General features: G+C 63.0%; 13 protein-coding genes. 6 read left to right on the forward strand and 7 right to left on the reverse strand.

Annotated features, from left to right (window positions below):
* Nucleotides 1-36: 36 nt before the first annotated feature.
* The 3 genes from NKJ11_RS20605 to NKJ11_RS20615 all read left to right on the forward strand — a co-directional run bounded on the left by NKJ11_RS20605 (nt 37) and on the right by NKJ11_RS20615 (nt 2,743).
* Complete coding sequence (locus tag NKJ11_RS20605; RefSeq protein ID WP_352794215.1) at nt 37-1,026, forward strand: AraC family transcriptional regulator; 990 nt, start codon at nt 37-39, stop codon at nt 1,024-1,026.
* A 60-nt stretch (nt 1,027-1,086) separates the two neighbouring features.
* A complete protein-coding gene (locus NKJ11_RS20610) occupies nt 1,087-2,295 on the forward strand; it encodes an MFS transporter (RefSeq protein WP_352794186.1) in 1,209 nt (402 codons plus the stop codon).
* Between the two features lie 181 nt (nt 2,296-2,476).
* Nucleotides 2,477-2,743, forward strand: coding sequence for a hypothetical protein (locus tag NKJ11_RS20615; RefSeq protein ID WP_027036746.1), 267 nt, complete (start codon nt 2,477-2,479; stop codon nt 2,741-2,743).
* Nucleotides 2,744-2,809: 66 nt separating this feature from the next.
* Here the strand turns inward: NKJ11_RS20615 and NKJ11_RS20620 are convergent, their stop codons facing one another.
* The 4 genes from NKJ11_RS20620 to NKJ11_RS20635 all read right to left on the reverse strand — a co-directional run bounded on the left by NKJ11_RS20620 (nt 2,810) and on the right by NKJ11_RS20635 (nt 6,633).
* The gene (locus tag NKJ11_RS20620; RefSeq protein ID WP_127295926.1) at nt 2,810-3,364 is read right to left on the reverse strand and encodes a hypothetical protein; all 555 of its coding nucleotides are present in this window, start codon (nt 3,362-3,364) and stop codon (nt 2,810-2,812) included.
* Nucleotides 3,365-3,499: 135 nt separating this feature from the next.
* Entirely contained in the window at nt 3,500-4,591 is a 1,092-nt protein-coding gene (locus tag NKJ11_RS20625; RefSeq protein ID WP_023813026.1) for a YcjF family protein, read from the reverse strand.
* The gene (locus tag NKJ11_RS20630) at nt 4,588-6,066 is read right to left on the reverse strand and encodes a YcjX family GTP-binding protein (RefSeq protein ID WP_352612810.1); all 1,479 of its coding nucleotides are present in this window, start codon (nt 6,064-6,066) and stop codon (nt 4,588-4,590) included. Before NKJ11_RS20630 ends, NKJ11_RS20625 begins: the two co-directional genes overlap by 4 nt.
* Nucleotides 6,067-6,129: 63 nt before the next feature.
* A complete protein-coding gene (locus tag NKJ11_RS20635; RefSeq protein ID WP_352612812.1) occupies nt 6,130-6,633 on the reverse strand; it encodes a SixA phosphatase family protein in 504 nt (167 codons plus the stop codon).
* Nucleotides 6,634-6,964: 331 nt separating this feature from the next.
* On the opposite strand from NKJ11_RS20635, the gene dksA reads away from it, so the two are divergent.
* Entirely contained in the window at nt 6,965-7,381 is a 417-nt protein-coding gene (dksA, locus tag NKJ11_RS20640) for an RNA polymerase-binding protein DksA (RefSeq protein ID WP_013531862.1), read from the forward strand.
* Nucleotides 7,382-7,596: 215 nt separating this feature from the next.
* Here the strand turns inward: dksA and NKJ11_RS20645 are convergent, their stop codons facing one another.
* A complete protein-coding gene (locus NKJ11_RS20645) occupies nt 7,597-8,337 on the reverse strand; it encodes a hypothetical protein (RefSeq protein ID WP_352440300.1) in 741 nt (246 codons plus the stop codon).
* Between the two features lie 223 nt (nt 8,338-8,560).
* Here NKJ11_RS20645 and cckA point away from each other — a divergent pair, with 223 nt between their 5' ends.
* Both cckA and NKJ11_RS20655 read left to right on the forward strand, forming a co-directional pair.
* Complete coding sequence (cckA, locus tag NKJ11_RS20650; RefSeq protein ID WP_023813021.1) at nt 8,561-11,134, forward strand: cell cycle histidine kinase CckA; 2,574 nt, start codon at nt 8,561-8,563, stop codon at nt 11,132-11,134.
* 86 nt (nt 11,135-11,220) lie between these two features.
* A complete protein-coding gene (locus tag NKJ11_RS20655; protein WP_352612813.1) occupies nt 11,221-11,928 on the forward strand; it encodes a purine-nucleoside phosphorylase in 708 nt (235 codons plus the stop codon).
* Between the two features lie 9 nt (nt 11,929-11,937).
* Here NKJ11_RS20655 and NKJ11_RS20660 read toward each other — a convergent pair whose 3' ends face one another.
* Together NKJ11_RS20660 and NKJ11_RS20665 are read right to left on the reverse strand one after the other, a co-directional pair.
* Nucleotides 11,938-13,155 carry a cytochrome c gene (locus NKJ11_RS20660; RefSeq protein WP_352612814.1) on the reverse strand — a complete coding sequence of 406 codons (1,218 nt, stop codon included), beginning with the start codon at nt 13,153-13,155 and terminating at the stop codon, nt 11,938-11,940.
* Nucleotides 13,152-14,918 (reverse strand): GMC family oxidoreductase, encoded by a 1,767-nt coding sequence (locus NKJ11_RS20665; protein ID WP_352612815.1) that lies wholly within the window; start codon nt 14,916-14,918, stop codon nt 13,152-13,154. Before NKJ11_RS20665 ends, NKJ11_RS20660 begins: the two co-directional genes overlap by 4 nt.
* Nucleotides 14,919-14,920: the final 2 nt, after the last annotated feature.

Below are 14,920 nucleotides of genomic sequence, written 5' to 3' on the forward strand. Positions count from 1 at the left end.
CTTGCCTGCCGGACGTTCGGCATCTATATCACGTATATGCCTGACTATTCGTCCCGCCCGTCTTCGACGCCACATATCCCGATGGATGCGCTCAGCGAAGTTCTGCAAGACTTTCGCTTGAGTGGTGTCAACTATGGCCGCTGCGAGCTCCGGCACCCATGGAGCATAGACTTTCCGCAACAACAGCTGCTTCGGTTTCACTTTGTCGGCCAGGGCCCGTGCTGGATTCATACTGAATCGCAAGGCTGGCAGGAGTTGCGCGATGGCGATCTGGTGCTGCTGCCGCAAGGCATCGCCCATCGGCTGGCGAGCGCGCCGGACGTTGCAGGGGGCTCGCTCGAAGGTTGCCAGGTGATCAAGTTGGGGGGCAACGTCTGCGAAGTGGTACGGCAAGGAACGGGCGCCACGAGCACCCTTTTCTGCGGCTCCATGGCCTTGGACTCCTATGCGCTCAACCCATTGATCACGTTGATGCCGCCTCTCATCAAGGGTTGCGACGTGGCCGGCAATGACCCGGTCGTCGGTCCTTTGCTGGCGGCCATGACGGTGGAGGCCTCGCAACCGCAGATGGGCAGCGCCACGATTCTTTCGCGTATGGCCGACTTGCTGACGGCACGGCTCATACGCTGCTGGGTCAATTGCAATGGAGCCTCGACCACCGGTTGGCTCGCAGCCATCCGCGACCCCCATATAGGCCGCGCTTTGGCGGCCATGCACCGCGACCCCGGCCACAACTGGACGCTGGGAAGCCTGGCCGGCGTGGCAGGCCAATCGCGTTCGATTTTCGCCGAGCGTTTCAGTGCGGTATTGGGGGAGGGTGCCGCACACTATCTCGCCCGCCTGCGCATGCAGCTTGCCCGCGAATTGCTGGGCCAAAACGGCTTGTCGGTTGCCGAAGTCGCTACCCGTTTGGGCTATGATTCCGAGGCATCGTTCGCGCGCGCGTTCAAGCGCATCACCAATGTCTCGCCGGGCGTTGTGCGTCGCACAATTCCCGGACGAATGGATATGAATTTCGGATTCTAAGATACATATCATCCGAGCGGACTCGCCTATTTAAGACCTCCAAACTTTGGAGATCTTTCCGTGACTGACACAACATTACAGATTGAAGACGCCGCGATTGGCCTTGATGCCGATGCACCAGCCGCGTGGAGTTCAGCCACCTGGTTCGCGGTCATTTCATTGGCGGCCACCAGCTTTGCCCTGGTGTCGGCCGAATTCCTGCCCGCAGGTCTGCTGACGCCAATGGCACGCGATCTCGGCATCAGCGAGGGGACGGCCGGCCAGGTCGTCACCGCCACCGCTTCCGTCGGCGCCGTGACGGCCATGTTGAGCAATGTTCTCATCGGCCGCTTGAACCGCAAGGCGGTGCTGGTTGGTCTCAGCGCCCTTGCGGTCGGTTCCAATATCCTGGCGGCGCTGGCGACCGATTTCTGGCTGTTGCTGTTGGGCCGGGCCGGGCTGGGCATCGCTCTCAGCGCTTTCTGGGCACTTTCGGTCGCCGTCGTGGCGAGGTTGGTGGGCGCCAATGCGACAGGTCGGGGCATGGCGATCGTCACCCTCGGCGTCTCGCTTGCCACCATTGCCGCACCGTCGATGGGCGCGCTGATCAGTGACTGGATAGGGTGGCGCAGTGCCATGGCCATGACGGCGGGGCTGGCCGCACTTGCCATGCTGCTGCAGTTTCTCAGCCTGCCGACCTTGCCTGCAACGGCAAGCAACAGCCTTGCAGATGTATTTCGGCTGACCCGGCGGCGCGGCATCCAACTCGGCATGCTGGCTATTGTTTTGCTGATGACGGGGCATTTTGCCGGCTCGGTCTATGTGCGTCCCTTCCTCGAACAGGTGACACTCCTTACAACCGGACCGATTGCCCTGGCTCTGCTCGGGTTTGGCATCGCTGCCGTGATCGGTAATGTTGCCGGCGGCCGCATGGCCGACACCAACATCCACATGGCCCTCGCAGTCACCGCGGCGTTGATGGCGGTTGCGGCACTTACTTTGGTGCTTTGGGGCTCGCATATCGGCGTTGCCTTCGGCTTCGTTACGCTGTGGGGTTTCGCCTTTGGCATGGCGCCGGTGGTGCTGCCGACCAATATGTCGCGCGCGGCGCCTGATGCGCTGGAGGCAGCGGGCGGCCTGATGGTCACCTCTTTCCAAATTGCCATCACCATCGGCGCGGTTGTCGGCGGCTATGTCGTGGACACCTATGGCGCGACTGGGCCTTTGACTCTGACTGCTGTCCTTGCCGCATTGACAGCCGTCTTGGCGCTGCTGCAGCCACGCAGCTGAACTTGCTGCCGCTGATAAAATAGCCTCAAATCCTGCCGCCGCCGATGTTGCAGGCGCGATACACAAGTTGACACCGGGAACACGTTGCATCTTGCCGCAATCGAAGGCTAAGGACGCTCGGCTTCGGCCATTGGAGGGTGATCGACGATCAAGTCGCGCCCTTTTTGAGGAGATGACTGACATGAAGAAGTTTTTGTTTGTTGCCGTCGGCCTGGCGGTGCTTGCCGGTTCGGCTTGCTCGAAGGCCCCCGAGTGCACGGCGGAGATCGCGACCAAGAAGGCGCAGGACATGGCTGCAGCACTTCAGGAAGCGATTACCAAGGACCCGTCCAAAGCGGCTGATCTGACGGCCAAGGTCCAGGCGGTGACAACCAAGTATCAGGGCGCTACGACATTGGCCGACGCCTGCAAGGCCTATGACGAACTGACGGCCACGATCAAAGGCTAACGCCCTGATTCGATTGGATCAAACGAGGCGGCGACCGTTGGGTCGCCGCCTTTTCTTTTGAATTGTTCAGTTCGGCGCGATGGAGCCGACTTCGACCGCGTCGACGCGCTTCAGGCTCATGCCGATCACCGGCACCAGCTGGTCGTCGACGCGCACGGCAATAGTCACCGTCATCGAATTGTCGTCAGGGATGCGAGCCTGCATGACGCCGCGCAGCTGGTTGCGGTTGATGGTGAAGACCACCTTGCGGGGATCGACGACGTTGCCCCCGATGATGTCGAGGCCGGAACCGGTCGCGCCACCCATGAAGCTGCCCTTGTAGCCCTCACGGCCCTTGCGCTCGATCTTGGCCGACATCGGCTGGGTGAACATGCCGACCCGACAGCCGCCGTCGAGCGACATGCCGACCTTGCCGTCGGGCGTCGAGCCGGTGAAGCTGCAGTTGAACTTCGTGCCTTTGTACTTGCCGGCGACGATTTCGCCGGGACCGATCCACTTGCCTTCGGCGGACTGGAAGAACTGCTTGTCCGGCTCCGCCGCAGAGGCCACTCCGGCAATGCCGACGACTGCCGTAATCACCGTTGCCAGGGGCAGGACACTGGATAGAATTACGCTTTTCATCGACGACACCCGGCAACAAAGATGCTGTTTGGAACCCGTCTGACCATGAACAAGATTGGTTAATGCTTCGTCACCGCGGGGCCGCCGCAAAGCAGTCCGGTAACAATTCCGAAGGTCCAGACACTCCAGCCCGGCTCACTTGCCGGATGGGGTCGTTTCACCATCTTTCCTGGTTGCGAACGATGTCAGCGCCGAGAGGAAATCACCAAGTCCGGGACGCTTGGCGGCGCTGAAGGGCAGGGGTCGCGCCGTCTCCATCGCGGCAATGCCGATGCGTGCCGTCATCATGCCGTTGACGACGCCCTCGCCAAGCTTGGCCGAAAGGCGCGCGGCCAGGCCGTGGCCGACGATCTGCTGGACGAAACTGTCGCCGATCGCGATCGAGCCGGTAACCGCCAGATGCGCCAGCACGCTGCGCGCCAGGCGGAAGAAACCCAGCGTTCCCGGCCGTCCGCCATAGAGTTCTGACAGGCGGCGAATAAGCCGCCCGGCCTCGAACACGACATAGGCGACATCGACCAGTGCGCGTGGACTGACCGCCGTCACCAGCGAAACGCGTTTGGCGGCTTCGAGAATCATCACCTTCGCCCTGGCATCGAGTGGTCCGAGAATTTCAGCCTCGGCCAAGCGCACGAGATTGCCGCCGTCGATGATTTCGCCGCGCAGTTCGGCCAGCGCGCGCCGGCCGGCCGCGGTTTCGGGTTTGGCCGCGACAAAGGCCGACAATTCGTCGACGACCGATCGTGCAGCCTTGGGATCGTCGCGGGCGATCGCGTCGAGCGCACGCTTCTGCAGTTTTTCGACCTCGGCAAGGCGGGCGATCGCCAGGAACTCGCGAATCAGGATCACCATAAGCGCCAGCACGGCGATGGCAGCCATGCCCGCGGCCAGCCAGCCCAGCCATTCGGCGCGCGCGAAGAGGTCGCGTATGAGCTGGTCGGTCCACAGGCCGACAGCTAGCGAAACCAGCACGCCAAAGGCGCCGAAGAAGATGCTGCCGAGCAGTGAGCGTTTTCTGGGGGCGATCGCCGGCGGCGGCTCCGCGGCAATGATGTCAGGCTCGTCGAAGACATCGACTTCCGCCGGGATGACCATCGCGACATCGGCCTTCATCGCGCGGGGTTTGCGCTGGGCATCGGCCTGGGCACGGCGCGCCTGCGGCGCCTCTTGCCTTGGTTCGGCTTCCGGCTCGATGCGGAACGCTGCCGGCTTGCGGGGCGCAGTCATGCCAGATGATCTCCGATCAGGAACTGCAAGGCACGGTCGAGCCTGATATGCGGCAGCGACAGGGTGATACCTTCGGCCGTGCGTTCTAGCTTTGGGGGACGGAAACGGACGAAGCGGATTGCAGGGTCCGCGGCATCCTGCTTGTGATCGGCTCCCGAAAGATCAAAAACCGCATCAATTTTCTCCGGTAAATCACCGGGAAATATGGCTGTTTCAGTCTTTCCATCGAAGGTTGCGCCATTGATCTTCTCGCCGGCGATCGGCGTGCCGATAATGACTGGCAACGTCTCTCGGCCTTGCTTGACGGTGCCTTCGCGCGTCGCGCGCACCGCCGCCATGGCGACCACATCGACATCGGCGCCGGTGAAATTCGCCCGTGCCACGGCGCGGTCGGCAAGCCGCCGCACGATCGCCTGCAGCCGGTCATGGCTTTCGTGATGCAGATGGTCGGCCTTGGTCGCGGCAACCAGGATGCGGTCGATGCGCCGCGAGAACAGATCGGTGAGGAAGCTGCCCCGGCCGGGTCGGAAACAGCTGAGGATCTCGGTTACCGCGCGTTCCAGGTCGGCCATGGCGCCGGGGCCGGCGTTCAGCGCCTGCATGGCGTCGATCAGCACGATCTGGCGATCGAGTCGGGTGATGTGTTCGCGGAAGAAGGGTTTGACGACATGCGTCTTGTAGGCCTCATAGCGCCTGTCCATCATGGCGTGCAGCGATCCCGGGCGCGGACGCCTGTCGCCGATCCCGGCCAAGGGCGCGAAGGTCAGTGCCGGCGAGCCTTCGAGATCGCCCGGCATCAGGAAGCGGCCGGGCGGCAAGGTCGAAAGCGCCCGCTCGTCGAGCTTGCAGGCCTTCAGATAGGCGGCGAAGCTTTCGGCCAGGCGGCGCGCCGTCATCTCGTCGGCATCGGCGTTCGGGTCGACCCCGGCTGACAGCGCCCGCCAACTCTGCGAAAGATCCTCGCGCACCGGCAGAACGGCCATTTCGAAGGCTTCGTGCGAAAAATCGGCAAAGGATTTGCCGAGCAGCGGCAGATCGAGCAGCCATTCGCCGGGATAGTCGACGATATCGACCGACAATCTGCCGGAGGAAAACATGCGGCTCCAGCCGGAAGCCGATTCATATTCGATGGTCAGCCGCAGTTCCGAAATGGCACGCGTCGAATCGGGCCAGGCGCGGTCGTTGACCAGGGCGGCGATGTGGTCCTCGTACTGGAAACGCGGCACCGCGTCGTCGGGCTGCTGCTCGAGGAAGGCGCGGGCGATGCGCCCAGATTTCTGCGCCTCGAACAGCGGCAGGCGGCCGCCATGGATCAAATTGTGGACAAGGGCCGATATGAACACCGTTTTGCCGGCGCGGGACAATCCCGTCACGCCGAGGCGCAGCGATGGGGAAAAAAGCCCGGTGGCGCGGCCCGACAGCGTGTCGAGGGCAATCCTCGCTTCGTCGGTGAAGGTGGTCAGCGATGATGCCAAAATTTGCTCTCTCGGACTTCGGTCCGTCCGATATAGGCTCTGCAACCAGGCTTTGAAATGGCTTCAGAGATCGGCCGGCGTCAGGAACGCTTCGAGATAGCCGGTGCCTTGGGCGGCGCTGGCAAGATCGCCGTCGAAGCGGACGACCGCCAGGCCCGCGGTCGGGAACCCATGGTTCAGCGTGGCCCGCGCGGTTTCGTCGCCGTCGCCCGAAACTGCCATGGTGAGGTCTTCCATCATCGGGTTGTGGCCAATGACCAGCAATGAGCCTGATCCGCCATTGTCGCGGATAAGGTGGAGGTACCCGGCCGCGTCCGCGCTGTAGAGCGCGTCGAAGAACAGAACCCGGCCGGTGTCGGTCTGGCCGGCCAGGCCTTCCAGCGTCTCCTTGGCGCGCTTGGCATTGGAGCAGAGCGTCCGGTCCGGAACATAGAGGCGGGAGCGCATGGCGGCCCCCACCATTTCGGCATCGGCGCGGCCGGAGGCATCGAGCGGGCGATCGAAATCCCGCATGCCGGGCAGTGCCCAGCCAGCCTTTGCATGTCGCAACAGATAAAGCCTGCTCACCCAACCTCCGAATGCCGAAGCGTCCCGGGATTAGCCACGAGAACGGCGTTGCGCACAATGGCCCGTGCTCTTCAACACGGCGAATCACCCAATGCTGCTTGCTGCAAAGGTCTCTTGCGTATCGGCCCCCGGGGTCACGGCAATCTCGGAAAGCATGTGCCACCGGATCGAAAGTGTCTCGGCGAATTTTGTACCAAAGCGACCGTACGCGGCCGCAGAGACGCGTGACGGGTACTTTAACAATTGCGTGAGACAGCGGCCGATTGCGCTTGTGCAGGCGTCGGACGACGAATATATAGGCGCCAAAATTGGGGCAGTTTGGGTGAGTCGAATGAACGACATCGTTACCGCCGATTACGTACCCTCCGAAGACGAGCCGTTCATGAACGAGCGGCAGAAATCCTACTTCCGCTCAAAGCTCGTCACCTGGAAGAATGACATATTGCGCGAAGCGCGCGAAACACTGGAAATCCTGCAGCAAGAAAACGCCAACCACCCCGATCTGGCCGATCGCGCCTCTTCGGAAACCGACCGCGCCATCGAACTCAGGGCCCGCGACCGTCAGCGCAAGCTCATTGCAAAGATCGATTCCGCCCTGCAGCGCATCGACGAAGGCACTTACGGCTATTGCGAAGAGACCGGCGAGCCGATCGCGCTGAAGCGGCTCGATGCACGTCCGATCGCGACATTGTCGATCGAAGCGCAGGAGCGGCATGAGCGCCGCGAAAAAGTCTATCGCGACGACTGAAGGTCAAGGCCGGCGGCTCACGGCCGGCTGTCATCGAACGAACTCGATTCTGAAATGGCCGGTTTTCCGGCCATTTTTATTGGTGCGGCATCCACCGCTCAGGGCGGGCGAAGGCAGTAAACCCTTGATATTTGGCGCTTCGGACGAGGTGGTTCGGCAGTAGACCAGTAGACCGGCGACGATGTTTTCCGCGGGGATAGCGACCCGGCGGTTGCTCATCTCTTCTGACTGGAGAGTTCGCCGAGAAGCTTGGTCATCTCGTCGTCGAGCGACTGCGGCGCCGCCGGCTTGCCCACCGGGCCGCCCGAACGGGGCTGATCCAGCGACACTTCGAGTTCCCTCATCAGCGTGTCGTCGATGCTGTCCTGCACCGGCTGCGGTGGGGGCGGCGCGTGCCGGGCGGTGTTGGCGTTGGCGGAGCCGTAGGCAGGCAACGGCGTGACATTGGTCGGCTGATAGCTTTGCGTTGCCGGCTTCGGTGCAGGTGCCGGCGGCGCTGTTGTACGCGGGCGGGCGGGTGGCGTCGTGTTCACCGGCTGTGGAGCGGGAGCCTGTCTCGCCGGCGGCGGAGCGGGTTGCGGCGGACGCGGTCTTGCCGGGGCCGCGGCGGCCGGAACCGGCTGCAAGCCGCCATCTCCGGTCAATGCCGGCCGGCGTAGCGCCGAAAGTCGGATATCGCGCTCGACGACGACGTCGGTCGGGCCGCCGATCAGAAGCAGGTGCTCGATATCGTCACGGCGTATCAGCACCAGCCGGCGATGGCTGTCGACGGCGGTGGCATCCATGACGGCCAGTCGCGTCTTGCGGTTCCGGCCACCGGCGACGAAGGTTCCGAATGTCAGGTTGCGCACCAGCTTGATGATAACGAGAACGATAACCAGCAGGACAAGCGCTGCAAACGTCCACAACAATGCTGCGGCATAACCGGGACCTGCCACGCTATCGAGCCATTGCATTGGGTTCCCCTGATCGCCCTTGGAAGTGAAGAGACACTAGACCGTTGCAGCGGGCCACCGCAAGTTGCGTTTCACGCTGGTGAACAGCTAGAAAAACTCCGAAGCCTGGAAGACATCATTTTTATCCGACATTTGCCGCCCAGGCCTTTTCCGGACTAGGAGAATGTGATTCAACCCGCTAGGGGCGGGTGTCGGAACACCGGAATTCACGAGCAGGGGGCACATGGCCAAGGAAGCGCGCGGCGATTTCTATCCGGTACCGATCGTCGACCAGAATACGCGACCCGGCGCGGTCACCCGGCTTATCATTTTCATCGTCGTTCTGACGGGGGCGGCGATCGTCTTCGGGCTTTTCCGCGAGCGCCTCGGCGATCCTTTCCTGCTCGGCATGCTCGGCGTGCTGGCGATGATCGGCGTCGGCTTCCTGTTCGCGACGGCGATCGGCTTCGTGCAGGTCACGCCACGCTCGACAGGCGACGAACTGTCGAAATCCTTCGTCGATTCGATGTCGCAGGGGCTTCTCGTCACCGACACCAAGGGCCGCGTCGTCTACGCCAATCGCGCCTATGCGGATATGACCGGAGCATCGTCCGCTGCCGACCTGAAGACCGTCGAGGGATTGCTCTCGGATGTCCCCGAAGCCTCGGTGACGATCTATCGCCTGGCATCCGGCCTGCGCGACGGCCAGCCGGGCGACGGCGAGTTTAGGCTCGCACAGTCCATTCGGCCCGGTGCCGAGCCTGGCGCCCGCTGGTACCGGGCACGCGCCCGCGCCTTCAGCGTTCCAGGCCAGCGGCTGCCGATGCTGGCCTGGCAGCTTGCCGACATCTCGCAGGAGCGGGCCGAGCAGGAGCGCTTCTTCCTCGATCTGCAGAAGGCGATCGATCATCTCGACCACGCGCCGGCCGGCTTCTTTTCGGCCGACCAGGAGGGCCGCGTCACCTATATCAACGCCACGCTCGCCGAATGGCTGGGCATCGACCTCACCAGCTTCACGCCCGGCGCCGTGTCTCTGTCGGAGATCGTGGCCGGCGACGGCATGGCGCTGGTCCGCTCGGTCAAGGCCGACCCCGGCACCACACGCAACGCGGTGATAGATCTCGACCTGACGACCACGACGGGCGAAGCGCTGCCGGTGCGCTTCATGCACCGCGTTTCGGCCAGCCGCGAAGGATTGAACGGGCCGACACGCACGATCGTGCTCAACCGCACGCAAGGCGAGGATGCCTCTGCCGATTTGCGGGCTTCGGAAGTGCGCTTCACCCGCTTCTTCAACTCGACACCGATGGCGATCGCCGGCGTCGACCACAATGGGCGCATCCTGCGTACCAATGCGCCGTTCCTGTCGCTGTTTTCGTCTGTCGTCGATCGCGACGCCGTCGACCGTCGCGTACGGCTCGACACGGTGATCCATGAACGCGACCGGCCGGCCTTCGCGGCTGCCTTCGAGAAAGCGCAGCAGCGGCAGGCCGACATCGAGCCGATCGACACGCTTTTGCCCGGCAACGACGAACGGCACATCCGCTTCTACGTCAACGCCGTCGCCGACGGCACCGGCGGCGAGGGCGCCGAGGAGTCGGCCATCGTCTACGCCGTCGAGACAACGGAGCAGAAAGCGCTCGAAGGGCAGATGGCGCAAAGCCAGAAGATGCAGGCGGTCGGCCAGCTTGCCGGCGGCATCGCGCATGATTTCAACAATGTGCTGACTGCCATCATCATGGCGTCCGACCTTTTGTTGACCAACCACCGCCCGTCGGACCCGTCCTTCCCCGACATCATGAACATCAAGCAGAACGCCAACCGGGCGGCTTCGCTGGTGCGGCAGCTTCTGGCCTTCTCGCGCAAGCAGACATTGCGACCGGAAGTGCTCAACCTGACCGACGTGCTCGCCGATCTCAGGATGCTGCTCGCCCGCCTGGTCGGCAACGACATCAAGCTGAAGGTCGACCATGGCCGCGACCTGTGGCCGGTCAAGGTCGATATCGGGCAGTTCGAGCAGGTGGTGGTCAACCTTGCGGTCAACGCGCGCGACGCAATGCCGGCGGGCGGCGATCTCACCGTGCGCACCCGCAATGTCACCGCCGAGGAGTGCAAGGCCTTTTCCTACCGCGAACTCGCCCCGGCGGACTATGTCGTGGTCGAAGTCGAGGACACCGGCAGCGGCATCGCGCCCGACGTGCTGAAGAAGATTTTCGAACCCTTCTTCACCACCAAGGAAGTCGGCAAGGGCACCGGCCTTGGTCTGTCGATGGTCTACGGCATCATCAAGCAGACCGGCGGCTTCATCTTCTGCGATTCCGAAGTCGGCAAAGGCTCGACTTTCCGCATTTTCCTGCCGCGTCACATCGCCGAAGCGAAAAAAGCAGGCGAGCCCGGCGATGCGCCGGCGGCGCCGGCAAAGGTCGCCGATCCGGCCAAGGATCTGTCGGGCTCGGCCACGGTGCTGCTCGTCGAGGACGAGGATGCCGTGCGCATGGGCGGCATGCGGGCGCTGACCTCGCGTGGATACACCGTGCACGAGGCATCGTCGGGCGTCGAGGCGCTGGAAGTGTTCGAGGCGCTGGGCGGCAAGGTCGATATCGTCGTTTCCGACGTGGTCATGCCGGAAATGGACGGACCGACACTGCTTGGTGAATTGCGCAAGCGCCAGCCGGACATCAAGTTCGTCTTCGTGTCCGGCTACGCCGAGGACGCATTCGCCAGAAACCTCCCGGCAGATGCGCATTTCGGCTTTCTGCCCAAGCCGTTTTCGCTCAAGCAACTGGCGACGATCGTCAAGGACGTGCTGGAGTCTTAGAGCCTTTCCCATGTTCCTCCTTGCACAACGCCGTGACAACGCCATGATTGCGGGTGAAACGGCAGGAAGGCTTAGGGGAGCAACTTGTGACGCCGCACAACGAAGCGGACAAGGACGACTACGCCGACACGGTGTTGTTGCCGGGTGATCCGCAGCGTGCCGAGTGGATGGCGCGAACGTTCCTGGAAGCGCCGCGCTGCATCAATCGCCGCCGCGGCACGCTTGGCTTCACCGGGCTGTTTCGTGGCAAGTCCATCAGCATTCAGGCGACGGGCATCGGCGTTTCATCATTTCTGATCTATGCGCATGAACTGCTGGACCATTATGGCGCCCGGACCTTGATCCGCACCGGCACCTGCGGCAGCCTGACCGCAAAGGCGAAACTGCGCAGCCTTGTCATCTCACAATCGGCACAGGCGGAAAGCGCCCAGAGCGGCCAGGTCTTCGGCCTCTATGGACCCGCTGGCCCCGACCCGGCGCTTCTCGCATCGTCACTGGCCAAGGCGGTAGAATTCGGCATCGACCATCATGTCGGCCTGACGGTGTGCAGCGACATCTTCTATCACCCGGAAGGGCGCGCCCGTTTTGCCGTTGCGCGGTCGGAAGGAGCCCTGGCCGTGGACATGGAAACCAGCGCGCTCTATCGCATATCGGAGCATTTCGGAGCGCGTGCGCTGTCGATGTGTGTCGTGGTCGACAACATCGAGACCGGCGAACAGACCGACTATTCCGAGCGCCAGGAATTGTTCGCAGACATGAGCCGTCTGGCGCTCGCTGTCGCAGCAGAGAGCTAGAGTACGGGTCTACCGGGTCAGCCCCTTGCGTACGGCAGCGACATCGTCAGAGGAGACCGCCGGGGCGGCGTTGCCCCAGCTGGCGCGCACATAGGTCAGGACGTCGGCGACCTCCTGGTCTTTCAGGCGCCAGGCCAGGGAGGGCATGGCGGGCGTAGTCGGTGCATCAGCCGTGTGCACGGCCTGGCTGCCGGCAAGGACGAGCCGGGCCAATGTTTCGGAACTGCCCTGCGCGACGATCGAATTGCCGGCAAGGGAAGGGAAAAGCACGCCTGACCCGGCACCATCTCCACCATGGCAAGCCGAGCAATTGTCGCGATAGATTGCCTCGCCCGTTGCCATCCGTGTCGCGTCAGGCTTTGCCGGTTGGACGCTGTCGACATCCGAGCCCAGGCTCTTGAGGTAGACTGCAACCGCCTTGAGATCGGGATCGGTCATTTTCGACGTGGAGTTCTCGATGGCCTCCGCCATCGGACCTGATGCAATCGAATGCGCGTTGACGCCGGTCTTGAGGTATTGGACCAGATCCTCCTGAGACCATTTCCCAAGGCCCGATTGCGCATTGTTGGTGATGTCGGGGGCAAACCAGCCTTGCAGGGAGGCACCTTGCAGGAACTCGCTGTCCTTGTCGGCGCCAAGGAAAGATTTGGGCGAGTGGCAGGTGCCGCAATGTCCAGCACCCTGGACGATATAGGCGCCGCGATTCCACTCCGCCGACTTGGAGGAATCCGGCTGAAAGCTTGCCTCGGTAAAGTTGAGGACATTCCAGCCCAGCATCGCCAGCCGGATGTTCAACGGGAAGGGCAGCTGATTGGCCTCGACCTTGTTCGATACCGGTTCAACCGTCGTCAGATAGGCCCACAGGTCGGAAATGTCCCGATCGTTCATCCTGGTATAGGCGGGGTAGGGCATTGCGGGGTAGAGCCGCACGCCATTGTGGCCGATGCCTGACTTCATCATGCTGCGGAAATCGGCTTCCGACCAATTGCCGATGCCCGTTTCGCCGTCGGGGGTTATGTTGGGCGGGACAAGCATGCCGAACGGCGTTTCGAGCGGCAGTCCGCCAGCCAGCGGTTTGCCCCCGGCCTGCGTATGACAGCCTGCGCAGTCGCCGAGCACGGCCTGATACTGTCCACGTATGATCTGGTCCGCCTGGTCGGCACTCCGTGCCGGGCCCGCGTTGAGGGCCGCGGCGCCGATGGCGAGCGTGAAAACGAGCTTGTTCATGCCTGCACCAGGGGTGCACCGGGATTGCGCAGATATTGATTGCGGATGGCATCGGCGGCACGGAAGGCGAGCGCGCCGACGGTTCCTGTCGGGTTCTTGCCGGCATTCTGCGGGAAGGCCGACGCGCCGATGACGAAGACATTGGGGACGTCCCAGCTTTGGAGGAAGGTGTTGACCGCGCTCTTCTTCGGGTCCGTTCCCATGATGGCGCCGCCCGTATTGTGGGTGCTCTGGTAGGGGACGCTGTCCCAGCCCTTCTTGCGGCGGCCGACGGCGTACTGCTTGCCGCCGAGCGCCTTGGCGATTTCCTCCATCCGGTCGCAGACATAGTTCGACATGCGGATGTCATTGTCGGGAAAATCAAACGTCATGCGCATCAGCGGACGACCGAAACGGTCCTTGTAGGTCGGGTCGAGGTCGAGGTAGTTGTTGCGCGTCGCGTAACTGCTTCCCTGGGACGAGTAGCCAAGCGTGCTCCTGTAACCCTCGACCGTTGCCTTCTTCCAGGCGCTGCCCCATTTCGGCGTGCCGGGCAAGGTCGGCCTGGTTCCGATCGGGCGCCCGTTGGTGGGAATGCAGTTGATGCCCGCGCCGCCGACGAAGTCCAGCGCGCCGTGGTCGAACGCGTCACCATTGTAATCGTCGATCGTCTGACCGAGCGCGCCGGCGGCGATGAACGGGTTGAAGTTCTTGTCGTCGAAGAACACCTGCACGCCGGCATTTGTCTGGTAGCAGTAATTGCGCCCAACCGTTCCTTCGCCACTGCCGGGGTCGTAGATCTTGCCGATGCCGGACAGCATCATCAGCCGGGCATTGTGCAGGCCGTAAGCGCACAGCAGCACCAGATCGGCCGGCTGGAAATATTCCTCGCCTGACGTATCGACATAGGTGACGCCGCGCGCCGACTTGCCTCCGGGGGCCAGCTCGACATGCAGCACCTCGCTGTCGGTGCGAACCTCGAAATTCGACTTCTTCATCAGCACGGGAAGGACGGTGGTCTGGGCGCTTGACTTCGAATAGTTGGCACAGCCGAAGCGTTCGCAGAACCCGCAATAGGTGCATTGACCCATGGCGATGCCGAGCGGGTTGACATAGGCCCGCGACATGTTGGCGGATGGGGTCGGGAAGGGATGCAGGCCGATCGACCGGCCGACCTCGGCGAACAGGGTTGGCGCGTAGGTCATCTGCATCGGCGGGTTCGGATAATCCCGCGACCTTGGATCCTCGAACGGATTGCCGCCTTCCTGCAACTGCCCCTTGATATTGCCGGCCTTGCCCGAGATGCCTGCCAGATACTCGAACTGGTCGTAATAGGTCTCCATCTCCGCGCCGGTCACGCCCCAGTCCTCGACCTGGAGATCGGCGATTCTCGATGCACCGTATTTCTTCGTCAGATTGGTCTTTATCTGAAAGTCCGAATCCCAGAACCGCCAGGTGTGGCCGTTCCAGTGGACGCCGGCGCCGCCGACGCCGTTGCCGGGGAGAAAGGAGCCGAAATCGCGCATCGGCAGCGCCTTCTGCGACGGGTCATTGCGCACCGTCATGGTTTCCACGGTCGGCTGCAGGAAGAGGTCGCGCCGGATGCTGTAGCGCAACTCGTCCTGCGCATAGCCGATGTTGAAATCGGTTGCCGTGTCGCGCCAGGGGCCGCGCTCTATGGCCACCACGTCCAGGCCCTGATCGGTCAATTCGTGGGCCAGAATGGATCCCGTCCAGCCGAGGCCGACGATCACGACGTCTTTGCGAGGCAGTATCTTGGTCATGA

It is taken from the genome of Mesorhizobium sp. M0243 (genome assembly GCF_040321775.1).
Classification (GTDB): domain Bacteria; phylum Pseudomonadota; class Alphaproteobacteria; order Rhizobiales; family Rhizobiaceae; genus Mesorhizobium.

Coding starts and splice junctions, on each gene's coding strand:
- NKJ11_RS20605 (WP_352794215.1), top strand. CDS start 37: ATGCCTGACTATTCGTCCCGCCCGTCTTCGACGCCACATATCCCGATG.
- NKJ11_RS20615 (WP_027036746.1), top strand. CDS start 2,477: ATGAAGAAGTTTTTGTTTGTTGCCGTCGGCCTGGCGGTGCTTGCCGGT.
- NKJ11_RS20620 (WP_127295926.1), bottom strand. CDS start 3,364: ATGAAAAGCGTAATTCTATCCAGTGTCCTGCCCCTGGCAACGGTGATT.
- NKJ11_RS20625 (WP_023813026.1), bottom strand. CDS start 4,591: ATGACTGCGCCCCGCAAGCCGGCAGCGTTCCGCATCGAGCCGGAAGCC.
- dksA (WP_013531862.1), top strand. CDS start 6,965: ATGAACGACATCGTTACCGCCGATTACGTACCCTCCGAAGACGAGCCG.
- NKJ11_RS20645 (WP_352440300.1), bottom strand. CDS start 8,337: ATGCAATGGCTCGATAGCGTGGCAGGTCCCGGTTATGCCGCAGCATTG.
- cckA (WP_023813021.1), top strand. CDS start 8,561: ATGGCCAAGGAAGCGCGCGGCGATTTCTATCCGGTACCGATCGTCGAC.
- NKJ11_RS20660 (WP_352612814.1), bottom strand. CDS start 13,155: ATGAACAAGCTCGTTTTCACGCTCGCCATCGGCGCCGCGGCCCTCAAC.
- NKJ11_RS20665 (WP_352612815.1), bottom strand. CDS start 14,918: ATGACCAAGATACTGCCTCGCAAAGACGTCGTGATCGTCGGCCTCGGC.